Source organism: Paenibacillus sp. H1-7 (assembly GCF_022354825.1).
GTDB lineage: Bacteria > Bacillota > Bacilli > Paenibacillales > NBRC-103111 > Paenibacillus_S.
In genome coordinates, this window is sequence record NZ_CP031168.1 from 172,533 (window position 1) to 191,819 (window position 19,287).

The window sequence follows — 19,287 nt, forward strand, 5'->3', positions numbered from 1 at the left end:
GATGAACAAACGTTACGATGTCATTATTGTAGGAGCCGGACCGGCAGGAATTTTTGCCGCTTATGAATTGATGCTGAAGGCAGCGCACTTGAAGGTGCTGCTCATTGATAAAGGACACGACATTGACAGCCGCCGCTGTCCGATTCTTGAAGAGAAGATCAAGCTGTGCCCGCCCCCGGCGGGGAAAAAAGAGTTTGCGGGCTGTCTGCCCGCCTGTTCCATCACGAGCGGCTTCGGGGGAGCGGGCGCTTACAGCGACGGCAAATTCAACATTACGACGGAGTTCGGCGGATGGCTGACGGAATATCTCGCACCGTCCCAGGTGCTCGATCTGATTTCGTATGTAGACCGCATCAATCTGGACCATGGAGCTCCCGATACGATCACCGACCCGATGACCGAGGTCGTCCGTTCGATCGAGCAGCGTGGCTATGCAGCCGGCTTGAAGCTGCTGCGAGCTCAGGTGCGCCATCTGGGCACGGAGAAAAACCTGCAAATTTTGCAATCGATCAACCGCCGTCTGAAAGAGCATATCGATATGATGTACAAGACGGAGGTCGCCGATATTTTGACCGTGAAGGAGAATGGAAGCTACCGGGCCACCGGCGTCGTACTCCAGAACGGCGAGGAAATCGAAGCCGGCTGTGTGATCGCCGTACCGGGCAGGGACGGCTCCGCATGGCTTACCGACGTTCTGAAGAAACGGCGGATCAAAATGTTCAACAACCAGGTCGACGTCGGCGTGCGCGTCGAGACGTCCGATGTCGTAATGCGTGAAATTAACGAGCATTTGTACGAAGGCAAATTTATTTTTAACACGTCGGTAGGGACGCGGGTGCGCACGTTCTGCAGCAACCCTTCGGGCCATGTCGTAGTCGAGAATCACAGCGGCGTTATGGCGGCTAACGGCCACGCCTACAAGGATCCTAAGCTCGGCTCGTCGAACACGAACTTTGCGCTGCTCGTATCGCACCGGTTCACCGAGCCGTTCGATAAGCCCAACGAATATGCGCGGGAAATATGCAAAAGAGCGAACGACCTGTCGGGCGGCGGCGTCATAGTGCAAAAGTACGGCGACATTATCCGCGGACGCCGATCGACTGAGGGCCGCATCAAGGAAGGCTTCCTGGAGCCGACCTTGAAGGAGGCCGTGCCGGGAGATCTGGGGCTTGTCCTGCCGTACAATACGATGAAGAGCCTGATCGAAATGGTGGAGGCGCTGGACAAGGTGACGCCGGGTATCGCTTCCGAGCATACGCTGTTTTACGGCGTGGAAGCGAAGTTTTATTCCGCGAGACCGAAGCTTAACACGCAGCTGGAAAGCGAGATCGACGGATTGTATTGCGGCGGCGACGGAGCCGGCATTACCCGAGGCCTGGCCCAGGCCGGAGCGGCGGGAGTCTGGATTGCACGCTCTATCGTGGAGCGGTTGTCTGTGTAAGGGCTTACTAAACAAAGTTCAAAAAAGCCTGTATCTGCTTCAACATGCGGATACAGGCTTTTTCTATGGGCGGCTTCCTTCAAACTTCCCACCAGGTTATGTTGGCGATAGAGCTTAATATTCCTGCGACCGATAAGGATGCGCTCACGGTCATCGCAATCGATTGGCCTGGAGGAACGACGATCCGGCCCGTTTCCTCGATGGAGAACTGTCCGGCAACGAGGGGAAGCGTAAGGAAAGGCGTTCCGCCCGTAACGGCAGCGGTTGAGGAGTTAACGTTCATGACGCTGGTGTTGGAGCTTGTGAAATTCGTATTGGTTTTGGCCACAGCGGAGGGGCTGGTTAGCGTCCCGCCTCTAACCAGCGTAGCCGTCGCGGAAAAGCTGGACAGCAAGCTCAACGAAATGCCGGTGCCGCCCGAAAAGCTGGAGACATAAACCGTCTTCCCGCTGCCTCCCGGGTTGCTGACCTGCAATGAAATGGTAACGGTTCCTCCCAGCAGATTGAGGTTCTGGGAGTTGGTAGCCGTTGAGATAAATAGGCTGCCTGATTTACCTGCGCCGGTTTCGGGGGGAGCGATGGTCCCGGGGGTATGGAACGTGTTGGTGACTCTGGTAAACACAGGCTGATTTTTGGGGTCGAATACAGAATCGTTGGGCATGATACACCACCTTATGATGCAATAGCTAAAATTCCCACCATGTAACGACGGCGGAAGCGTTCAGCGCCCCTGTTCCTACGGTTACGGTGAAGGTTTGTCCGGGAGGAACGACGATAGATCCTCCTATAGGGATCGTGTAAAGGCCTGCAGTGACCGGAAGGCTGGCGAACGTGACCGGAGTCCCCGTCAATGACCCCGTATTTTGCCGGGTTGTCATGGAGCTCACATTGGAGCTGCCAAACAGCATATTTACAGGTGTAGGCGTAGTCCCGCCGGTTATCGTTCCGCCTGAATGCATAAGGACGGCAGCCGCTGCGGTTACGCCGCCCATGACCCTGGACACATACATCGTCTTCCCGCTGCCCCCGGGATTAGATACCTGAAGCAGCAAGCTTGAACCGCTCGGGACGCTGACGCTGCCCGAAGACAGAGTATATAGTAAGCCGGACTTGTCCGCGTCTTCCGCCGGCGCCGATTCGATTCCCGGAGAGGAAAAAGTGTTGGTGATTTCGGTATACAACGGACTGTTGGATTTATTGAAAATAGAATAATTGGTCATCATCTCATCCCTCTTTCATCCGGCAATTGGAGAATGGAGCTGCGTTCTTGTGCCGTTGGTATACCATATGTAGGTCTTGTACAAGGTGTATAGGTACAATGGCAAACATTTTATCCAGAAAAAGGCAAATGCCGTTTCCTGAATGAGACGAGGGTCATACATTAACGCAGCACAACTTTTTAAGGGGAATCACGATGGGATCAAAAGCGGCTTGCGCAAAGCGACAAAACAAAGTGAATACCGGCCGAGGCAAGCAGTGCGTGACCAAAAAGTGCCCTCTGAAGAAGCCGGCCTGCACATTGCATCCATGCAGGAAAAAAAGGAAGTGCAGCAAGGCTTCCGGGCGGTGCAGGGAAGGCATTCCTGTCTATTCCGGCAAAACGTGCCTTGATATTTCGACGGAAGATGAGTTTGTGTTTTTGCCGATCCAGGATGTTTCCCGCCAATCGGTCTATTCTTTTGGCATAGTGAATAGGGGGGAGAATCCGGTTGAAGCGATAGTCCAAATCGGGCCGACCCGGGTGGACTTCACCGGAGATGTGCAAGAAGTGATTCAAGGTGGACAAACATCTGTCCTGGTGCCGGTCCGCTTTGTACGCTATGTTCGCCTGGGCGTCCGCTCCGTGGAGGAGGGAAAGGGCTCTGTCGTCGACGTGTATTTCCAGACCAAAACGACTGCATAAGGGATCGGGCTTGGTTTTCACTAATATGGAAGGGGGAAGTGAGCTTTGCCAAACTTTTCAACGTTTAATACGAATCCGGACCGGCTGCGTACGCTCATTTTCGGTCAAGACAATGCGTCCGTAGCGCACCCTTTGGCAACGGATGCTAACGGCAACTTGCTTACGGTCATTATGGACGGAACGCTGAGCGTACAGAGCGTAACGCTGACTGCGGGCACGTTGACGAACCTGCTGAACGGAACGATCACGAGTGTGCTGGGAGCAACGATTACGGCTGGGACGCTGTCGAACCTCCTGGACGGAACGATAACGAGTGTAATGGGAGCGACCATCACGGCAGGGACAGTGAGCGTATCGGGTGCGACGATCACAGCAGGTACGTTGACGAACCTGCTGAACGGTACAATTACCAGCGTACTGGGAGCGACGATCACAGCAGGTACGTTGACGAACCTGCTGAACGGAACGATTACCAGTGTGCTGGGAGCGACGATAACGGCAGGAACGCTGTCGAACCTGCTGGACGGAACGATCACGAGTGTAATGGGAGCGACCATCACGGCAGGGACAGTGAGCGTATCCGGAGCGACAATCACAGCTGGAACATTGACGAATTTATTGAATGGGACAATCACGAGCGTGCTGGGAGCTACTATTACAGCGGGGACGCTGTCGAACTTGCTCGACGGTACGATCACGAGTGTAATGGGAGCAACGATAACGGCAGGGACAGTGAGCGTATCGGGTGCGACGATCACAGCAGGTACGTTGACGAACCTGCTGAACGGTACAATTACCAGCGTACTGGGAGCTACTATTACAGCGGGGACGCTGTCGAACTTGCTGAACGGTACGATCACCAGTGTAATGGGAGCGACGATTACAGCAGGCACTTTGACGAATTTACTGAACGGAACAATCACCAGTGTGCTGGGGGCGACAATCACAGCCGGAACGCTGACGAATCTGTTGAACGGTACGATTACCAGCGTGCTGGGAGCGACGATTACAGCAGGGACGCTTAGCAGCGTAACCTCGATTTCACAAAAGAGCTTCCAGGAATCGGAGAACCTGAACTTGACGACTGCCGACGCTTTCACCCCGCTTGCTGCGGTCACTACGAGCGTGTTCGGCTGCTATTCGTTCTTTGTCTATAACCGGGGACCCGGTGTGAATAGGGCGGATGCGCGGATCGAGATTAGCGCCAACGGGACGAACTGGTATGACGATGTCGACACGGTAACCGGTATCGCGGTGGGCTCCGTCGATGTGCTGGTTCCGCAGCGATTCCTGAAATATACGCGGCTTACGTACCGCTCCAGCTCAGCGGGCAATCCGACGGCGATCGATGTGTTTTTTAACGGACAAGGCACATAACCTTATACCGCATCATATAGGTACATGGGGCCCCTTCTTCGGGGCTTCATGTACTCTTTTCATGATTAAATACAGTTTCACAAGATAGATACGGGTTATTACGAAAGCCTTACCTACACGCGGAGGAAGCGGATATGAAGCAGCTGCTGTTAGGCGTTCATGTAATTGCAAGAAATGAAGAAGCGGTGCTTGCCCGATGCTTGGAGAGCGTCCGGTCGATTGCAGACGAGTTAATAGTCGTAGATACGGGCTCGACCGATCGAACGGCGGACATCGCTCTTTCGTACGGCGCGAAGGTTGTGCATGAGCCATGGCGGGATGACTTTGCCCAGGCGCGCAACACGGGTATCGCCCACGCGGCTTCCGAATGGATACTGGTGATAGATGCCGACGAGGAAGTGGTGGACGGGGCGGAGCGGATCGTTGCGTTCTTGAAGGAAACCGAGGCGGACAAAGCTCTTGTACGCATTGTGAACCCGGTTGGGGAGCTTGCAGAAGAGAAGGTCACTTATGAGTCAGAGCGGCTGTTCCGTTCGGGCAAAGGGTACCGTTTCGAGGGGGCGATTCATGAGCAGCTCGTTCGTGATAGAGAGGATGATCGGGAGTCAGATACGGGTCAACAAGGAGAGCCGCTGTCAACACCGTCCGATGGAGCTGCTGCCTTGAGCCCCCCGTTAAGTCCGCTCCTGCTTCACCATACCGGCTATTTGCCCGCCGAGCTCTCGCGCAAGAAGACGATCGAGCGCAATATGCGTATTTTGCAGCGGGTATTGGAGGAGCATCCGGAAGATCCGTTTCACATTTACAATTTGGGTGTTACGTATTGCCAGAGCGGGCAAGCGGAGCAAGCACTTGCGATCTTCGCTCGAGCTTTGCGGTTAGCTACGCCGGGAGCCCCTTACCGGGGAACGCTGGTCCGTGACTACGCAAAAGTCCTTCTGGCTGCCGGAGATTATGCTGAAGCATCCGTCTTGCTTCAGGAGGAGACGAAGCGGTATTCCGGCTATTCCGATCTGCATCTGCTGCATGGTGAAAGTCTGGAAGGGCAAGGGCTGCTCTCCGATGCCTTCAACGCTTACCGTGATGCCATCCATGCCACGGGCGGCGGAACATATATTACGGAAGCGGGCGCGAACAGCTACCGCCCGCTGACCGGCCTGGCCCGGGTCGCGGGCCAGCAGGGGCGCACGGAGCTTGCCGGGCGGCTGTACCGTGAAGCGCTGTCGGAGCACCCGCACTACGAGCCGGCCCTCGCAGGCTGGGCCGACCTGCTGCAGCTAAGCGGGCTCAGCGACGACAGCATCAAAGCACGGCTGATCGAAGCCGTTCAGCCGGATAATACCGCCGCGTACGAGCTGGTAGCGCGCGTGCTTGCTGCCTGCGGCGCGTATGCCGCAGCGCTCGCCGTGCTGCAGCCGCTCAGCGATGCAGCTCGTGCCCTGGTCTGCGAATGCTTGATGCAGACCGGGCAGTTCGCCGAAGCCGCCGGACGGTTCGCGGCGTGGCGGCAAAGCGGCGGCCTGCCGGAGAGCGCGGCGGCGGATTGGGCGCTGTGCTGCTGGAGCGAGCAGCGGCCGTGGGCGGATTCGGCGGAGGGAGCGCTGCCGCCGCTGCAGCTGGCCGCCTTCGCCGCAATCGAGCGCTGGCTGTTGGACGGTACGGGTCAGCCGGAAGCCCCCTCGGCCGACCCGCCGCTGCACAAGCTTGCCTGCGAGCGCATGGAACGAGCCGTCGAGCTCCGGCTGCTCCGGCTGGCCAGGCGGCTGTCGGAGCTGGCGCCGCAGCTCTCGCTTGAGCTTGCCAAAAGCTTGTATCGGTACGGCTACGTGCTGTCGGCGGCGGATCGGCTGCTTGGGCTGATGGAACGCAGCGAGCTGGATGCGGAAGGGCTGTTCCACTTGGGCGAGGTGCTGTACGTCAAAGGCTTTTATGGTCAGGCGGCAGCCTTGTTCGAGCAATCGCTGGCATTGGTGCCGGATCAACCGCGTGCCCGTACGGGTGCGGCACTTAGTTATTTGCAGCTTGCGTACGAAGTGGCGGCGGAGAGCTACGATTCGGCTCCCGATGCACAGGTGCTGCATAACGATATGCGCAAGCTGGAGCAGGTCATCGCCACGCTGAGCGGCTTCGGTTGGAGGACGCAGCGCACCGGGAGGCAGAGGAGGAATGCGCATGCAGCGGAAGCGGATATCTCTATGCATGATAGTTAAGGACGAGGAGCACCATTTGCCGCGCTGCCTTGCCAGCGTTAAAGGAGCCGTCGATGAAGTTGTCATCGTCGATACAGGCTCCCGGGACCGGACGATACGTATCGCGCGTCAGTTCGGCGCCCGCGTCGTGGAAATACCATGGCGCGGCGATTTCGCTGCCGCCCGCAATGCAGGAGTCGAGCAGGCGTCGGGCGACTGGATTTTGTTCCTCGACGCCGACGAGGAGCTGGACCGGGAGGGCCGTGACCAGCTGAAGCAGTACGTTCAGCATGAGCAGTATGACGGTTTTTTTCTGCAAATTCACAATTACGTCGGCAGCGGCACGCAGGGAGCGACCATCAATCCGGTGCTTCGGCTGTTTCGCAACAAACCGTATCACCGCTTTGAAGGAACCATTCATGAACAGATTGCCGCCGCCATTTGCCGGCATAAGCCGGATGCGGCGTTCCATATAACAGATACGATCATTCACCACTACGGCTACCGGCATGAGGATGTCGTCGGCAAAGATAAAATACGGCGCAATATCGGACTTCTGGAGCAGGCGATAGCGGCGGAGCCGGACAATGCGTTTTACCGGTACAACCTTGGAGTGGAGCATTTGCGGAAGAACGATGCCTCAAGCGCGCTGCTGTCTTTCGAAGAGGCCAAGCGGCGGATCGACCCGCTGGAAACGAGCTATTCGCATTTGCTGTATAAGTATGAAATTCGCTGCTATCAGACGCTGGGACGCTGGGAGGAGGCTCTGGCGAAGATAGACCTGGCCCTCGAGCTGTTCCCGGCTTATACCGATTTGCTTCAATATAAGGCGGTCAGTTATGAGGCACTGGGCCAGCGGGAAGCTGCGGTCCGTTCGCTGCTGGAGGCGATCCGGGTCGGGCCCCCGCCCGCGGCTTATCACACGGAGGAAGGGATGGGCACGTACCAGACCGCTTTTTTGCTGGGGCAGCTGGTGGAGGAAGCCGGTGAGACGGAGGAGGCTCTGGAATGGTATATGGAGACGGTCCGGTTCAAGTCGAGCTTGACGCCGCCGTTGTACCGGATGTTTCATATGCTGCGCAGGGCCGGGCAAGAAGAACGGATCGTAGCGCTGCTGCAAGAAAGGCTTGCTGTCCGTTCGCCGGAAGCGTTGTGGAAGGTGGTTGCGATTTTGCTGCAATGCCGTTGTTCCCGGGCTGCAGTCTCCTTGTTAGACAGCCGCGAAGGCCGGCAGCTCCCCGAAGTCTCCCGCCGCCATGCGGCAGCGCAAAGCTATATGCTCTCCGGACGATGGGAGGAGGCGCGCAGTGTTCTGGAGGCGAAGCATGGACGCGGACAGGAGAAGAAGCTGGAGGAGCTGCGGGTGCAGCTGGACTGGCTGGAAGGACGCAAGATTCGAGGTAAGGACCCGGTTGTAGCGTTATTGACGGCTGCTGCAGGAAGCGACACTAACCGAGAGGAACGGCCTAAGAGTAAGGGGGACGGCTCACGCTCACGCTCCGGCAATGGCACAAGCTCCGCTTCCGGTACCGGCAAGCCAAGCAAAGGCGGCTCCGGATCGCGGAAGGCTGGACAGCTGCCGCGGGAGGACCATGCGTTGTGGCCGGACCTGCAAAGGCTTCTTCTTGCTGCCGATGCGGCGAATCGCAAGGATGCGCTCGGTTACATCGTGGAGAGGTGGATGGACCTGATACGACGGGAGAACAACGAGGGACGTGCGGCCGGTGCCGATGCACTGGTGAAAGGATTGGCTGCCGTAGCGGACCGTCATTTGGCTTTGCTCGGCAATGGCGGCAGGATGGGCCTGACGTCTAAGCGCGCCGAGAACGATGAGCACAGAGGAACTACAGGCGGATCGGCAGACGGACCGACATACGGACCGATAGACGGACCGGCGGGCGGATCGGTAGATGACGAAGGAGAGGGGAAGGGGACGCAATCCGGCTCCGGCGCGATTGCCAGGGAGTATCCCACCCTTTACATGGCTAAGGAACAGGCCTATAGGGCATTCACAGCCGGAGCCCGGCTGAAGCTTCCGTGTGAGGACGGATTTTAGCGCAATTTCCGGCGGTGTCCGGGCAAGGGCGGGCGACCGTGTCGCTTGAGGCCAGGCTTAAAGGCAAATAGGAAAGGAGGGGGCTGCCTGTGGGAGCGATGAACATATCGCTGTGCATGATTGTACGGGATGAAGAGGAGCATCTGGCCCGCTGTCTGTCATCGGTGGCCGGAACGGTCAAGGAGATCATCGTCGTCGACACCGGTTCGACCGATCGTACGGTCTCCATTGCCCGCAGCTTCGGCGCCCGGGTGGTTTCCGTTCCGTGGCGTCACGATTTCGCCGAAGCGAGGAACCGGTCGCTGGAGCTGGCTACCGAGCCGTGGATCCTCGTTCTGGATGCGGACGAACAGTGGGTTGCTCCTCCTGACGATAAGCTCGCAAGGCTGCTTAAGCAGGACGGCGTCCTCGGCTATTATGTACGGATGCTCAGCTATGTCGGGCCGCATGGGGATGAACACGTGACGGACGCCGTATGCCGGCTGTTCCGCAACGACCCGCGTATACGCTATACCGGGCGCATTCACGAGGACGTCGCTTCCCGCATCTTATCCTTGGCGCCGGAAGGCCTTGTATTTTCCGATTTGGAGATCGTTCATTACGGTTATTTGGACCGGGTCATTCAGCAAAAAAATAAGCACGAGCGCAATCTGACCCTGATCCGGGAGGCGCTCAAGCTTAACAAGGACGATTTGCAGCTGCTGTATGCGCTGGGGACGGAATATTACCAGCAGGCTCAATACGGACGCACTCTGACGGTGTTCGAGTCGCTGCTCCCGCGTGTGCCGGTTTATGGAGGCTATACGTCCGACCTTTTGTTGAAAATGGCCTACGCCTACCGGGCGACCGGGTTTCGCGACGAGGCGCTTCGCATGACCGAGGAGGCGCTCCGGCTGTATCCGGATTTTACCGATTTGTACGAGGTACAGGCACTCGTGCTGACGGATGCGAAGCGGTACCGGGAAGCGCTTCAGGCGCTGGACAAAGCCATGGCTACGGGCGACGTGTCCGAGAAGTATTCGTCCAGCTCCGGAGCGGGTACGTACCGCAGCTGCTACTTGAGCGGCATCGTCTACGAGCGGCTGTACTGCTGGGAGGACGCTCTCGCCTGCTACGAGCTGGCGCTTGCCGACCAGCCCGGCTACGTGCCGGCCTGGCAGCGGCTTGCGCCTATCTGCGCGGCGACGGAGCGGATGGACCGGCTCTCCGCCGCGCTGCGCGCGCACGGGCGCCGGCTGCCGCCCCACGCGCAGGCGGCGCTGCTGGAGGCCGCTGTCGATTTGCAGCGGCCCGAATGGCTGCTGCAGCACCGCGACGCGCTGCAGGCGGCTCTGGCCCTCCAGCCCTTGGCGGAAGGGCTGGCGCTCGCGCAATCCGGACGGCTCGATGCGGCCGAAGGAGCCCTGCGCCCATGGGCGGTCCACCCGCAGCACGGCGCTGCGGCGGCGCTCTCCTTATGGGCGCTCGCTGTAAAGCGGGCCGATGCGCAGCAGGACGCATCGGAGGCCGAGCTCCCGGCGGCCGCCTTCGAGCCGGCGCGGCAAGCACTGCTGCGGCTCGTCGCCGCGGACGGCTCCTTCGCCCCGCTGGAGTGGCTCACGCCGGGAGCTGCGCCTGTAGGCGGCGACGACGGCGATCCGCTGCCGCTGCCGGATGCGCTGCGGGCGCAGGCTGCTCAGGCGCTGCTTCGCGTAGGCGCCTGGGAAGCCTGGCTCCGGCTGTCGGCCGACGCGACGCCGGAGTTCGCCGCGATGCCGCACACGGTCCGCTGCGGCATGCTCCAAGCGCCGGCCGCTGTGCAGGAGCGGCTGCTGGACCTGCTGCTAGCCGCCGAGCCGCCGGCCGAGGAGCTGGATCGTCCCGGCCTGCTGCTGGCCGGGGTGCTGGCGCTTGAGCGCGGGCGCAGCCAGGACGCGCTGGCTTGGTTCTGGGCCGCGCGCGAGCAGGCGGGCGCCGAGCCGGCCGCGGTTCCTGCGGCCGTAGGCGTGCTGCATGCGCTGGCGCAGCTGGCCTCCGGCGTGGCGAACGGCCGCGTCCCCATTGCGCTGGCCAGCGAAATAAGGGCGGTCATCCTCGATTGATGACCGCCCCTTTCTTTGTTAGGCAAACAGACTGATCAGGTTGCCGTCAGGATCTTTGACGATGGCGTAGCGCTGCCCCCAGAACGCGTCCCAAGGCTCGCGATGCACCTCGTAGCCGCGGTCGACGATGCTGTGGTACAGCTCATTCACGGCATCCGGGCTGTCGCATCGGAAGGCGAGCTCGATCCGGTGCCCGGCCGGCTCTACCCAGCCTCCGTAAATGTCTTTGATCATCGATTGGGTATCAAAGGCCAAGCGGAAGCCGTTTTGCGCCACCTCCACGTGCGGCTCGGCGTTAGCGCTCTCGGGGATGTCGAGTCCCATGGCGCGATAAAAATCCAACGCCTGCTTCATGTCTTGAACTACAATGCCGACCATATCCAACTGAACTCCCATTAGTATCCCTCCACGATTGGAATTGAACTTTGTATCCTTATTTTCCCATAATCGAGCAGGCTTGTCCCGTACTATTTCGTGATGCCCCGTATTTGTTCGGACAGGCCCATCCGCCGGACGTCAGGAAAAGGCACGCCTATAGCATATACGATTCGGAACCAAATGAATTGTAAAAAACGGACATCGAATGAGGCGTGAGGCAAGAACGGATTGGAAGATCTCTTCGGTAGTGGATTATGGCCTGATTCTGCTCTACTTATTCTCCAGCTTGGGGCTCAAGTAGGCTTCAAGCACTTGGCGCCAGCGCTGCTTCCACTGGGCTTTATCGAAGGCGAGCGACGTCATCCGCGCGTGCTTGCCGAGCTGCCTGCGCAGCATAGGATCCTCAACCAGACTGCGAAGGGCGGTATACAACCGGTCTTCGGTAGGCGTTACCAAATAGCCGTTGAAGCCGTCGATGATCAAGTCGTTTAGACCGCCTACATTGCTCGAGACAACGGGCAGTCCGCAGCTCATGGCTTCGAGACATGCATAGGAGGTGCCTTCCGAGAACAGGGTAGGGATGACCGCAATATCGGCTTGATGATAAGCATCCCGGACTTTCGCGAAATCGTAGGTGTGTTGGAAAATGCGATCCCGGTGAGGATGGGAACGATGCCAGATCCGGAACGTCCGGCCGACAGGGCTGCCCTCCACCAGCTCGCCTGCAAACTCTACCTCGACCCGCGGGTCGGCAGCCAACAGACGGTCCGTAACCAGCATCATCAGGATGACGCCCCGCTCAAGACTAAGCCTTCGGGGATATAGGATGCGGATGGTTTCCGGCGCACGTGCGGCATCCTTATGGACCCGGACACGTTCGGTCTGCGCTCGTTCGATTGCCTCACGGCCGCCGTGACCAGCCTCCTCCAGGTCAAGCTTGTGCGTCCCTGACACCTCCGAAGCAGGCACGAAATAGTCCGTATCCACCGCATTCGGAATCAGCTCGATCCGTTCGGCATCGTCATACGTGCAGACGGACCGGCAGTATGTTTGGAAATGGGAGTCAACCGTTACGATCCGCTCCAGGCTTCGGACCGCCTGCTGAATGATCTCCGCCACGCTGCGTTTCACTTCGCTTCGCATATCGTGCCGGTCCCAGTTGATTCCGTGGCAAATGCCAAGAGACCCCGGCTTGTAGCGGATCGGCTGCCAAATACAGCTGGCATAAATAATAGGGCCTTGAGCGACCTCGGCCATCTGGTGGAAGGCGTCGCCGATCCGGTCCAGATCGAACGGGTGACCGTACACGTCGATGTGCTCGAAGGTCCGCTGGAACGGCTCGTAAAACGACAGCTGATGCACCTGCGTCCGATAGCCCATTTCTTTAAGGACTCCGCACAGGTCGTAAATATATCGTTCGAGACCGCCGCCGAAGATACGTGTCAAATCGCGGTTATAGCCGTCGAGAAAGCTGTGCGTAAACAGGCTGACTTTGCTCATGGGGTTACTCGGCCTCCTCTTTCCATTCGACCAGATTCGGATTCAGATCGAGAATCGACTCGTATTGTGCCAGGCTCCCCCACCGGCCGTCCGGATCGATCCGTTTGTAACGGATATATTTACGTACCCGGTCCTCCAGGGAGCCTGCCCAGCCCAGATGCTTCACCCTGAACTCGGTAAGCAGCCCGGGCAGCGTGCCGAACGGTACGGGCAGCCTGGGGACATGATGGTTCAGCTGCGGATATATATAAGGGAAGCCGGGGAAGTAGCGGACCAGCGTAGCCGTATGCCGCCGGTGGATGTTCCAGTACTCGTCCTCCCTGTAATGGGTAAGTCCGCCCCACATATCATAGAAGCGGAAGCCGACCCAGTCGTACCGGTCCTGATCGATAAGCCCCCGCATGGCGCGCTTGGCCCGCTCTTCATACAATTCGTCCGCATCGACGGAGAGCAGCCAGTCCGGCCCCGTAGAGACAGCGGTGTCCCAGAGAAGCGACCTCAGCTCCCACTCTTTATCGAACAGCGGAGAGGGGAGCGATACGAGCTTGACGACCTTGGGACAAGAGCGGCATAGGGCTGCGGTATCGTCGGTGCTGGCGTCGTCGACAATGACAATGTCGTCGACAAAACCGCACAGCTCATCCAGCACATACCGCAAATACCGCCCGCTTTCGTTGCGAACCTGCATCATGGCCGTCAGCTTGTTTCCGGCCGACTTGCGCACCAGGCGCATGGACCGGACCGCCCGCCCGTTCGGCAGGCTTGCCGCTGCCGTTGATACCGGCTCCCATCCGTATGACCCGGGTTTGCTGATAAGCGCGTCCGGCCCGGTTTTTTCTTCAGCGGGGAGAGGGGGCACACTCGACTGAGCCTGTTCGTGTTGTAGCTCGTGTTCCTGCTCCCGTTTCGCTTCCTTAGTCCATGCTTGTTCATCTTGCTTTTTCGGCTCCGGTGTTTCCTTGCTGTTATCGTTCATTGGCCACTCCTCCATTCCCGCTATCGCTTATCCGGTCCTGCAACCGTTCCAGTCCTTCTTCCAGCGCATCGATCTCTACGATATGCGCCAGCGCCTCTTCCTCGTTCAACGCTACCTCCAAAAACAGTCGTATCGCTTCATGCCGCCGGCCGCGCATGGACATCACCGTTCCCGTCAGCAGCTTGTGAGCCTTTACGTCGGAGGGACCGAGCCGTTCTTCGGGGGTTAAGCATTCGAGCGCCGCCTCCATCCAGCCCGCATCCAGACAAATACGCATCCGTAACCGTCGGGCTTCCGTGTCGAATGCTCCCGAGAGCGCTGCCAGAGCACTTTGGTAATCGTCATTCAGCCGAAAAACTTCCGCTTTGGCCAGATCGGGGCGGTCTTGCTCCATCCATCGGCACAGCTGCTCATAGCTCTGCCTCTCTTCCTCCGATACCGCCGTAATGCCATAGACATGAATCGCTTCTTCCAGCTCATCGTTCTGCGCATGGACGGCCGACAGAAACCGGTAATGCGTCGTAAGGCTGCTCCCGTACCCCTCCGTTACGGAGGCTTGCCGGAACGATTCGATCAGATGGGGTTTGGCCGACGGGCGGCCAAGCAAATATTCATACACCGCAAACAAAAAAGAAACCGTCTCATGCGGGCCCGTCTGCTCGCGGAGAAGCGAGTAATAGTCCTCGCGCAGCACCCATTGCACGGCTGCAGTCTTCGCCGCGCCGCCTGGTTGTTCATGCGTCAGATCGCCGATGCACCGCAGGAACAGCACCTCGTAATCGCGCAAGGGTATTTGCTCGGTGCCGATCGTTACGGTCGCTGAAGCGGAAGGGTCTTCGCCGGTTAGCAGAAGAGCTGCGCTTGTACGAAGGCTTAGCTCCAAATAACGCGTTTCGGATTCGGTGCATACGAGATCGGCGATAGCCGAGAGCTGAGCCCAGCATTTTTGCCATAAGTACGTCTCTTCGTCCATGGTTAGATGGGGGAGCATCACGACCAAACGGTGGGGCCGCAATGCCGCCACGGTCCTGACCCAATAAGGGTGAGTGACGATAACCAATGCAGGTTGGTTGAAGATGGCGGGCACATCGTCCACAGTGACAGCTTGCAAAGCCTCCGGCCATGGTACCGGTTCCGGCGCCGATCCGGTTACATAATAAACGGGGCGAACGGTTTGTAACACGGCCGCCAGCTTTTGATAAGGAAACTGCCCCCAACTGCAGTGGGGGAAAATAACAACCGGTATGCTGCTCATGTGATACCTTCTCTCCATTCGGCAACTGTGCCTCCTTGATCAGCTAGATCATAGGGCATAGCTCCGGAAGCATTCATTCCATCTTATGGGGAGAATGCGGTGTGGTGACGACTACGGAGAGGAAAACGGCTTCGGCGGTGCGGCCATTTTGAGCGTAAACATATGCAAAGGGCACACATGCATGGGCAGTCATGACAATTAGCCTTTCCCGGTTGGGCTGCCCAGCGCATTCCGCTTTTGAGCAGATGTAATGAACAATAGTTACCAGCGGGAGCCTGGGAAAGGGATTCAAGCTTGTGCAATCGAATGGCCGGAAAAATTGAAAAAACCCTCCGCTGCACTGTTATCAGTGACGGTGAAGGGTTGGCCGCTTATGTTTCCATTGTTGATTGCCATTGTTGATTACCTGTATGCCGGTTCAAAAGTACCGCTGCTTATGCTCTGCGCTGCCTGCCGCAAGAACTTCCCAAGCGGGAGGGCAACAGCGCGTTAGCCGACGCGCTTGAACTGGCTATTGTATAAGTCGCAATAGAAGCCGCCTTGATCGAGAAGCTGCTGGTGCGTTCCGCGTTCGATGATTTCACCGCCGTTGATGACGAGAATTTGATCGGCCTCGCGGATCGTGCTCAGCCTATGTGCGATAACGAAGCTCGTGCGTCCCTTCATCAAGGAATTCATCGCTTCCTGAATGTGCATCTCGGTCCGCGTATCGACGCTGCTGGTCGCTTCGTCGAGAATAAGGATCGCGGGATCGGCGAGAATCGCCCGCGCTATCGTGATCAGCTGCCGCTGCCCTTGGCTCAGGTTGCTGCCTTCCGCCGACAGCACAGTTTCGTAGCCTTGCGGCAGCTTGCGGATAAAGCTGTCCGCATTCGCCAGCTTGGCGGCGGCTTCGATCTCCTCGTCGGTGGCGTCCAGCCGGCCGTACCGGATGTTCTCGCGGATCGTATCGGAGAACAGGTAGGCGTCCTGAAGCACGATTCCGAGCTGTTGGCGCAGCTCGTCTTTGTCCAGCCGGTCGATCGGCTGCCCGTCTATTGTAATCGTCCCCTGCTGAATATCGTAAAAGTGGGTCAGCAGGTTGATGATCGTCGTTTTGCCGGCACCGGTAGGCCCGACCAGCGCGATCGTTTCGCCCGGCTTGGCCGTGAGCGACACGTTTTTCAACACGGGCACATCTTCATTGTAATGAAAATGGACCCGATCCAAAATGACTTCCCCTCTGACCTGGGGAATCGCCTTTTGCTCCGAGCGGTCTTCGTACTCGGTTTTCGTATCCATAATCTCAAACACACGCTCAGCCCCGGCCACGCCGGATTGAATCATATTGAACTGGTTGGCCAGCTCATTGATCGGACGGCCGAACTGCTTGGAGTAGTTCAGGAAGCTGACGATGATCCCTATCGTCGTCATGTCGTTGATAACCATCCAGCCCCCGACGGCGGCAAGCAGTGCGAAGCTCAGGTTGTTGATGACGTTCATGACCGGCCCGATCATCCCGCTGAAAATTTGCGCTTTCGTCCCAACGTCCCGCAGCTTGTTATTAATATCGCTGAACTGCTCGATCGATTTGCGCTCGCGCCGAAACGCTTTGACCACCTTTTGGCCGGATACGGTTTCTTCGATAAACCCGTTGATTTCGCCCAAATGCTTTTGCTGGCCGGAAAAGTAGCCCCGGGTATTACTCGCGATTTTGCCCGTAATGAACATAACGAGCGGGATGGTGACCAGACTGAGCAGCGTCAGCCACAGGTTCAGCCCGAGCATAAAAATCAAGGCGCCTACGACCGTAATGACGCTGGAAATCAGCTGTGTAACGCTCTGATTGAGCGTATTGGATACGTTCTCGATGTCGTTGGTCGTCCGGCTCATCAGCTCTCCGTGAGTCTTGCTGTCGAAGAAGCGGAGCGGCAGCTTCTGGATCTGCGAGAACATATCCTCCCTCATTATCCGGACGGTGCGCTGAGAGACGCCTGTCATCACGTAGGCTTGAATCCAGCTCATCACGGCACTGGCGACATATACGCCAAGCAGTAACAAACACAGCCCTACAAGCCCGTTATAATCGCGCGGGATAATATACCGGTCGAAGGATAGCCCGATTAAATAAGGGCCGATGAGCGCCAAGCCGGAGCTCAGTATCGCCAATAGGACTACGAATATAAGTCCTGCGCGCTGCCGGCTCAAGTAGGCCCACATTCGTTTCAGGGTCGCCCATGTGTTCTTGGGGCGCACCTTGGCCATCATGCCGCGGCCAGGACCTCCCGGACCGCCGCCCATCGGGCCGCCCATACCCATAGGAGGACCCATCGGTCTCATCCCGGCATTCGGTTGGCTATGCGATTCATTGCGGTTATGCTCAGCCATGGGCCAACGCCCCCTTTCCTAGCTGGGAATGATAAATGTCCCGGTATTCCGGACTGCTCTGGATCAATTGGTCGTGCGTCCCTTCGGCGACGATGGCGCCTTCTTCCAATACGATGATCGTATCGGCATCCATCACGGATGAGATCCGCTGGGCGATGACGAAGCAAGTGCTCTCCTGCATGAGCGACTTGATCGCAGCCTGAATGCGCGATTCGGTGCCCAGATCGACGGCGCTCGTGCTGTCGTCGAGAATAAGAATAGGGGGCCTGAGAAGCAAAGCGCGCGCAATGGAGATCCGCTGCTTTTGCCCGCCGGACAAGTTAACGCCCCGCTGCCCGAGCACCGTATCGTAGCCGTCCGGCATTCCGGCGATGAAATCGTGCGCCTGAGCGGCCTTCGCCGCCGCTTCGACCTCCTCCTGAGTGGCGTCCGGCTTGCCGAAGCGGATGTTGTCGCGAATCGTTCCCGTGAATAGGATCGCCTGTTGAAGCACCATGCCGATATGGCTTCGCAGATCGTCAAGCGGAATTTGACGGATGTCGGTTCCGTCAATAAGAATTTTTCCCTTCGTCGGATCGTATAGACGGGGGATGAGGCTGACCAGCGACGATTTGCCCGAGCCTGTAGCGCCGAGAATGGCGACGGTTTGCCCTGGCTTGGCGGTGAAGTTTATCGTCTTGAGAACAAGCTCCTTTTGCTCGGTCAGCGTATCGGTGCCGGTAGCTGCATCGGCGTTATATGCGAACGATACCCGGTCGAACACAACCTCGCCGGCCTTTATGGCGCCGGTCTTCGCGTTGCCGGCGTCGGCAATTTCCGACTCTACGTCAAGCACCTCGTTGATCCGGTCGGCGGAAGCTTTGGCACGAGAGACGAACATCAGCATCATGCCTACCATTAGCAGGGAGAACAGCACCTGCGTCACATAGTTGACGAACGCGATCAAATCGCCGACCGCGAGCGACCCGCCCCAGGTGAGATTGCCGCCGTACCACAGGACGGCCACGATGCTTGCGTTCAAGATCAAGGTCATCACCGGCATGTTCAGCGCGACAATCCGGGTAGCCTTCATCGCGAAATCGGTATAGTCGTCGTTAGCCTTGCGGAACCTGCTGTTCTCGAACCGGGCGCGGACGAATGCCTTGACGACCCGAATGCCGGCCAAATTTTCCTGCATGACATTATTGACGTTGTCCAGCTTGCTCTGCACCTTGGAGAACAAAGGAAAGGCATAGCGCACGAGCAAATACAGCACGAGGAACAAAATCGGAATGACGACGGCCAACACCGCCGCCAGCCGGTAACTGATCGTTACGGCCATAATCAAGCTCCCGAGAGCGAGAAACGGGGCGCGGACCAGAATGCGCAGTGTCATTTGGACCAGCGTTTGCATTTGCACCACATCGTTCGTCAGCCTTGTGACGAGAGAGCCTGCTTTGAACTGATCAAGATTGCGAAAAGAAAACGATTGCACTTTCTGAAACAGCTCCTGCCGCAGATCGGCTCCGAAATGCTGGGAAGCGATACTGGAAAATACCGTACATCCGAGTCCGCCCAGCAGCCCGATAAGCGTCAAGCCTATCATGATCAGGCCGGTTTGTTGAATGTGGGCCAAGTCCCGCTGCATGACGCCTTCATTCACGATGCTCGCCATCAGCTTAGGCTGAAGCAAATCCATGTAGACCTCAATGAGCATCAATAACGGAGCTAACAGAGCGGATTTCCAGTAAGGCTTTATAAAACGGATCAATTTCCACACAGCCT

General features: G+C 58.0%; 15 protein-coding genes. 7 read left to right on the forward strand and 8 right to left on the reverse strand.

Going from position 1 to position 19,287, the window contains the following annotated elements; all coding sequences use genetic code 11:
* Position 1 precedes the first annotated feature (1 nt).
* Positions 2 to 1,441 carry an NAD(P)/FAD-dependent oxidoreductase gene (locus DVH26_RS00810; RefSeq protein ID WP_239630712.1) on the forward strand — a complete coding sequence of 480 codons (1,440 nt, stop codon included), beginning with the start codon at positions 2 to 4 and terminating at the stop codon, positions 1,439 to 1,441.
* Positions 1,442 to 1,520: 79 nt separating this feature from the next.
* Here the strand turns inward: DVH26_RS00810 and DVH26_RS00815 are convergent, their stop codons facing one another.
* Together DVH26_RS00815 and DVH26_RS00820 are read right to left on the reverse strand one after the other, a co-directional pair.
* Complete coding sequence (locus DVH26_RS00815; RefSeq protein ID WP_239630713.1) at positions 1,521 to 2,102, reverse strand: hypothetical protein; 582 nt, start codon at positions 2,100 to 2,102, stop codon at positions 1,521 to 1,523.
* A gap of 25 nt (positions 2,103 to 2,127) precedes the next feature.
* Complete coding sequence (locus DVH26_RS00820; RefSeq protein WP_239630714.1) at positions 2,128 to 2,664, reverse strand: hypothetical protein; 537 nt, start codon at positions 2,662 to 2,664, stop codon at positions 2,128 to 2,130.
* 191 nt (positions 2,665 to 2,855) lie between these two features.
* Here DVH26_RS00820 and DVH26_RS00825 point away from each other — a divergent pair, with 191 nt between their 5' ends.
* From DVH26_RS00825 to DVH26_RS00845, 5 genes are all read left to right on the forward strand, one after another.
* Complete coding sequence (locus DVH26_RS00825; protein ID WP_239630715.1) at positions 2,856 to 3,344, forward strand: DUF6385 domain-containing protein; 489 nt, start codon at positions 2,856 to 2,858, stop codon at positions 3,342 to 3,344.
* Positions 3,345 to 3,389: 45 nt separating this feature from the next.
* Positions 3,390 to 4,721, forward strand: a complete 1,332-nt coding sequence (locus tag DVH26_RS00830; RefSeq protein WP_239630716.1) for a DUF6385 domain-containing protein — start codon at positions 3,390 to 3,392, stop codon at positions 4,719 to 4,721.
* A 134-nt stretch (positions 4,722 to 4,855) separates the two neighbouring features.
* Entirely contained in the window at positions 4,856 to 6,931 is a 2,076-nt protein-coding gene (locus DVH26_RS00835) for a TPR domain-containing glycosyltransferase (RefSeq protein WP_239630717.1), read from the forward strand.
* Positions 6,894 to 8,966, forward strand: coding sequence for a tetratricopeptide repeat-containing glycosyltransferase family 2 protein (locus tag DVH26_RS00840; protein ID WP_239630718.1), 2,073 nt, complete (start codon positions 6,894 to 6,896; stop codon positions 8,964 to 8,966). Before DVH26_RS00835 ends, DVH26_RS00840 begins: the two co-directional genes overlap by 38 nt.
* A 98-nt stretch (positions 8,967 to 9,064) precedes the next feature.
* On the forward strand, positions 9,065 to 11,047 hold the full coding sequence (locus DVH26_RS00845) for a glycosyltransferase family 2 protein (RefSeq protein ID WP_239635243.1): 1,983 nt from the start codon (positions 9,065 to 9,067) through the stop codon (positions 11,045 to 11,047).
* Between the two features lie 18 nt (positions 11,048 to 11,065).
* Here DVH26_RS00845 and DVH26_RS00850 read toward each other — a convergent pair whose 3' ends face one another.
* From DVH26_RS00850 to DVH26_RS00865, 4 genes are all read right to left on the reverse strand, one after another.
* Complete coding sequence (locus tag DVH26_RS00850) at positions 11,066 to 11,443, reverse strand: VOC family protein (protein WP_239630719.1); 378 nt, start codon at positions 11,441 to 11,443, stop codon at positions 11,066 to 11,068.
* A gap of 252 nt (positions 11,444 to 11,695) precedes the next feature.
* The gene (locus tag DVH26_RS00855; protein WP_239630720.1) at positions 11,696 to 12,925 is read right to left on the reverse strand and encodes a glycosyltransferase family 4 protein; all 1,230 of its coding nucleotides are present in this window, start codon (positions 12,923 to 12,925) and stop codon (positions 11,696 to 11,698) included.
* Positions 12,926 to 12,929: 4 nt separating this feature from the next.
* The gene (locus DVH26_RS00860) at positions 12,930 to 13,901 is read right to left on the reverse strand and encodes a glycosyltransferase (RefSeq protein ID WP_239630721.1); all 972 of its coding nucleotides are present in this window, start codon (positions 13,899 to 13,901) and stop codon (positions 12,930 to 12,932) included.
* Positions 13,891 to 15,174: a tetratricopeptide repeat protein gene (locus DVH26_RS00865; protein WP_239630722.1), complete on the reverse strand. Its 1,284-nt coding sequence runs from the start codon at positions 15,172 to 15,174 to the stop codon at positions 13,891 to 13,893. Before DVH26_RS00865 ends, DVH26_RS00860 begins: the two co-directional genes overlap by 11 nt.
* 232 nt (positions 15,175 to 15,406) lie before the next feature.
* Between DVH26_RS00865 and DVH26_RS00870 the strand changes: the two genes are divergently transcribed.
* Complete coding sequence (locus DVH26_RS00870; RefSeq protein ID WP_239630723.1) at positions 15,407 to 15,649, forward strand: hypothetical protein; 243 nt, start codon at positions 15,407 to 15,409, stop codon at positions 15,647 to 15,649.
* Here DVH26_RS00870 and DVH26_RS00875 read toward each other — a convergent pair.
* Positions 15,646 to 17,523 (reverse strand): ABC transporter ATP-binding protein, encoded by a 1,878-nt coding sequence (locus DVH26_RS00875; protein WP_239630724.1) that lies wholly within the window; start codon positions 17,521 to 17,523, stop codon positions 15,646 to 15,648. The two genes, DVH26_RS00870 and DVH26_RS00875, sit on opposite strands and share 4 nt — an antisense overlap.
* A complete protein-coding gene (locus DVH26_RS00880) occupies positions 17,516 to 19,282 on the reverse strand; it encodes an ABC transporter ATP-binding protein (protein WP_239630725.1) in 1,767 nt (588 codons plus the stop codon). Before DVH26_RS00880 ends, DVH26_RS00875 begins: the two co-directional genes overlap by 8 nt.
* Positions 19,283 to 19,287 lie beyond the last annotated feature (5 nt).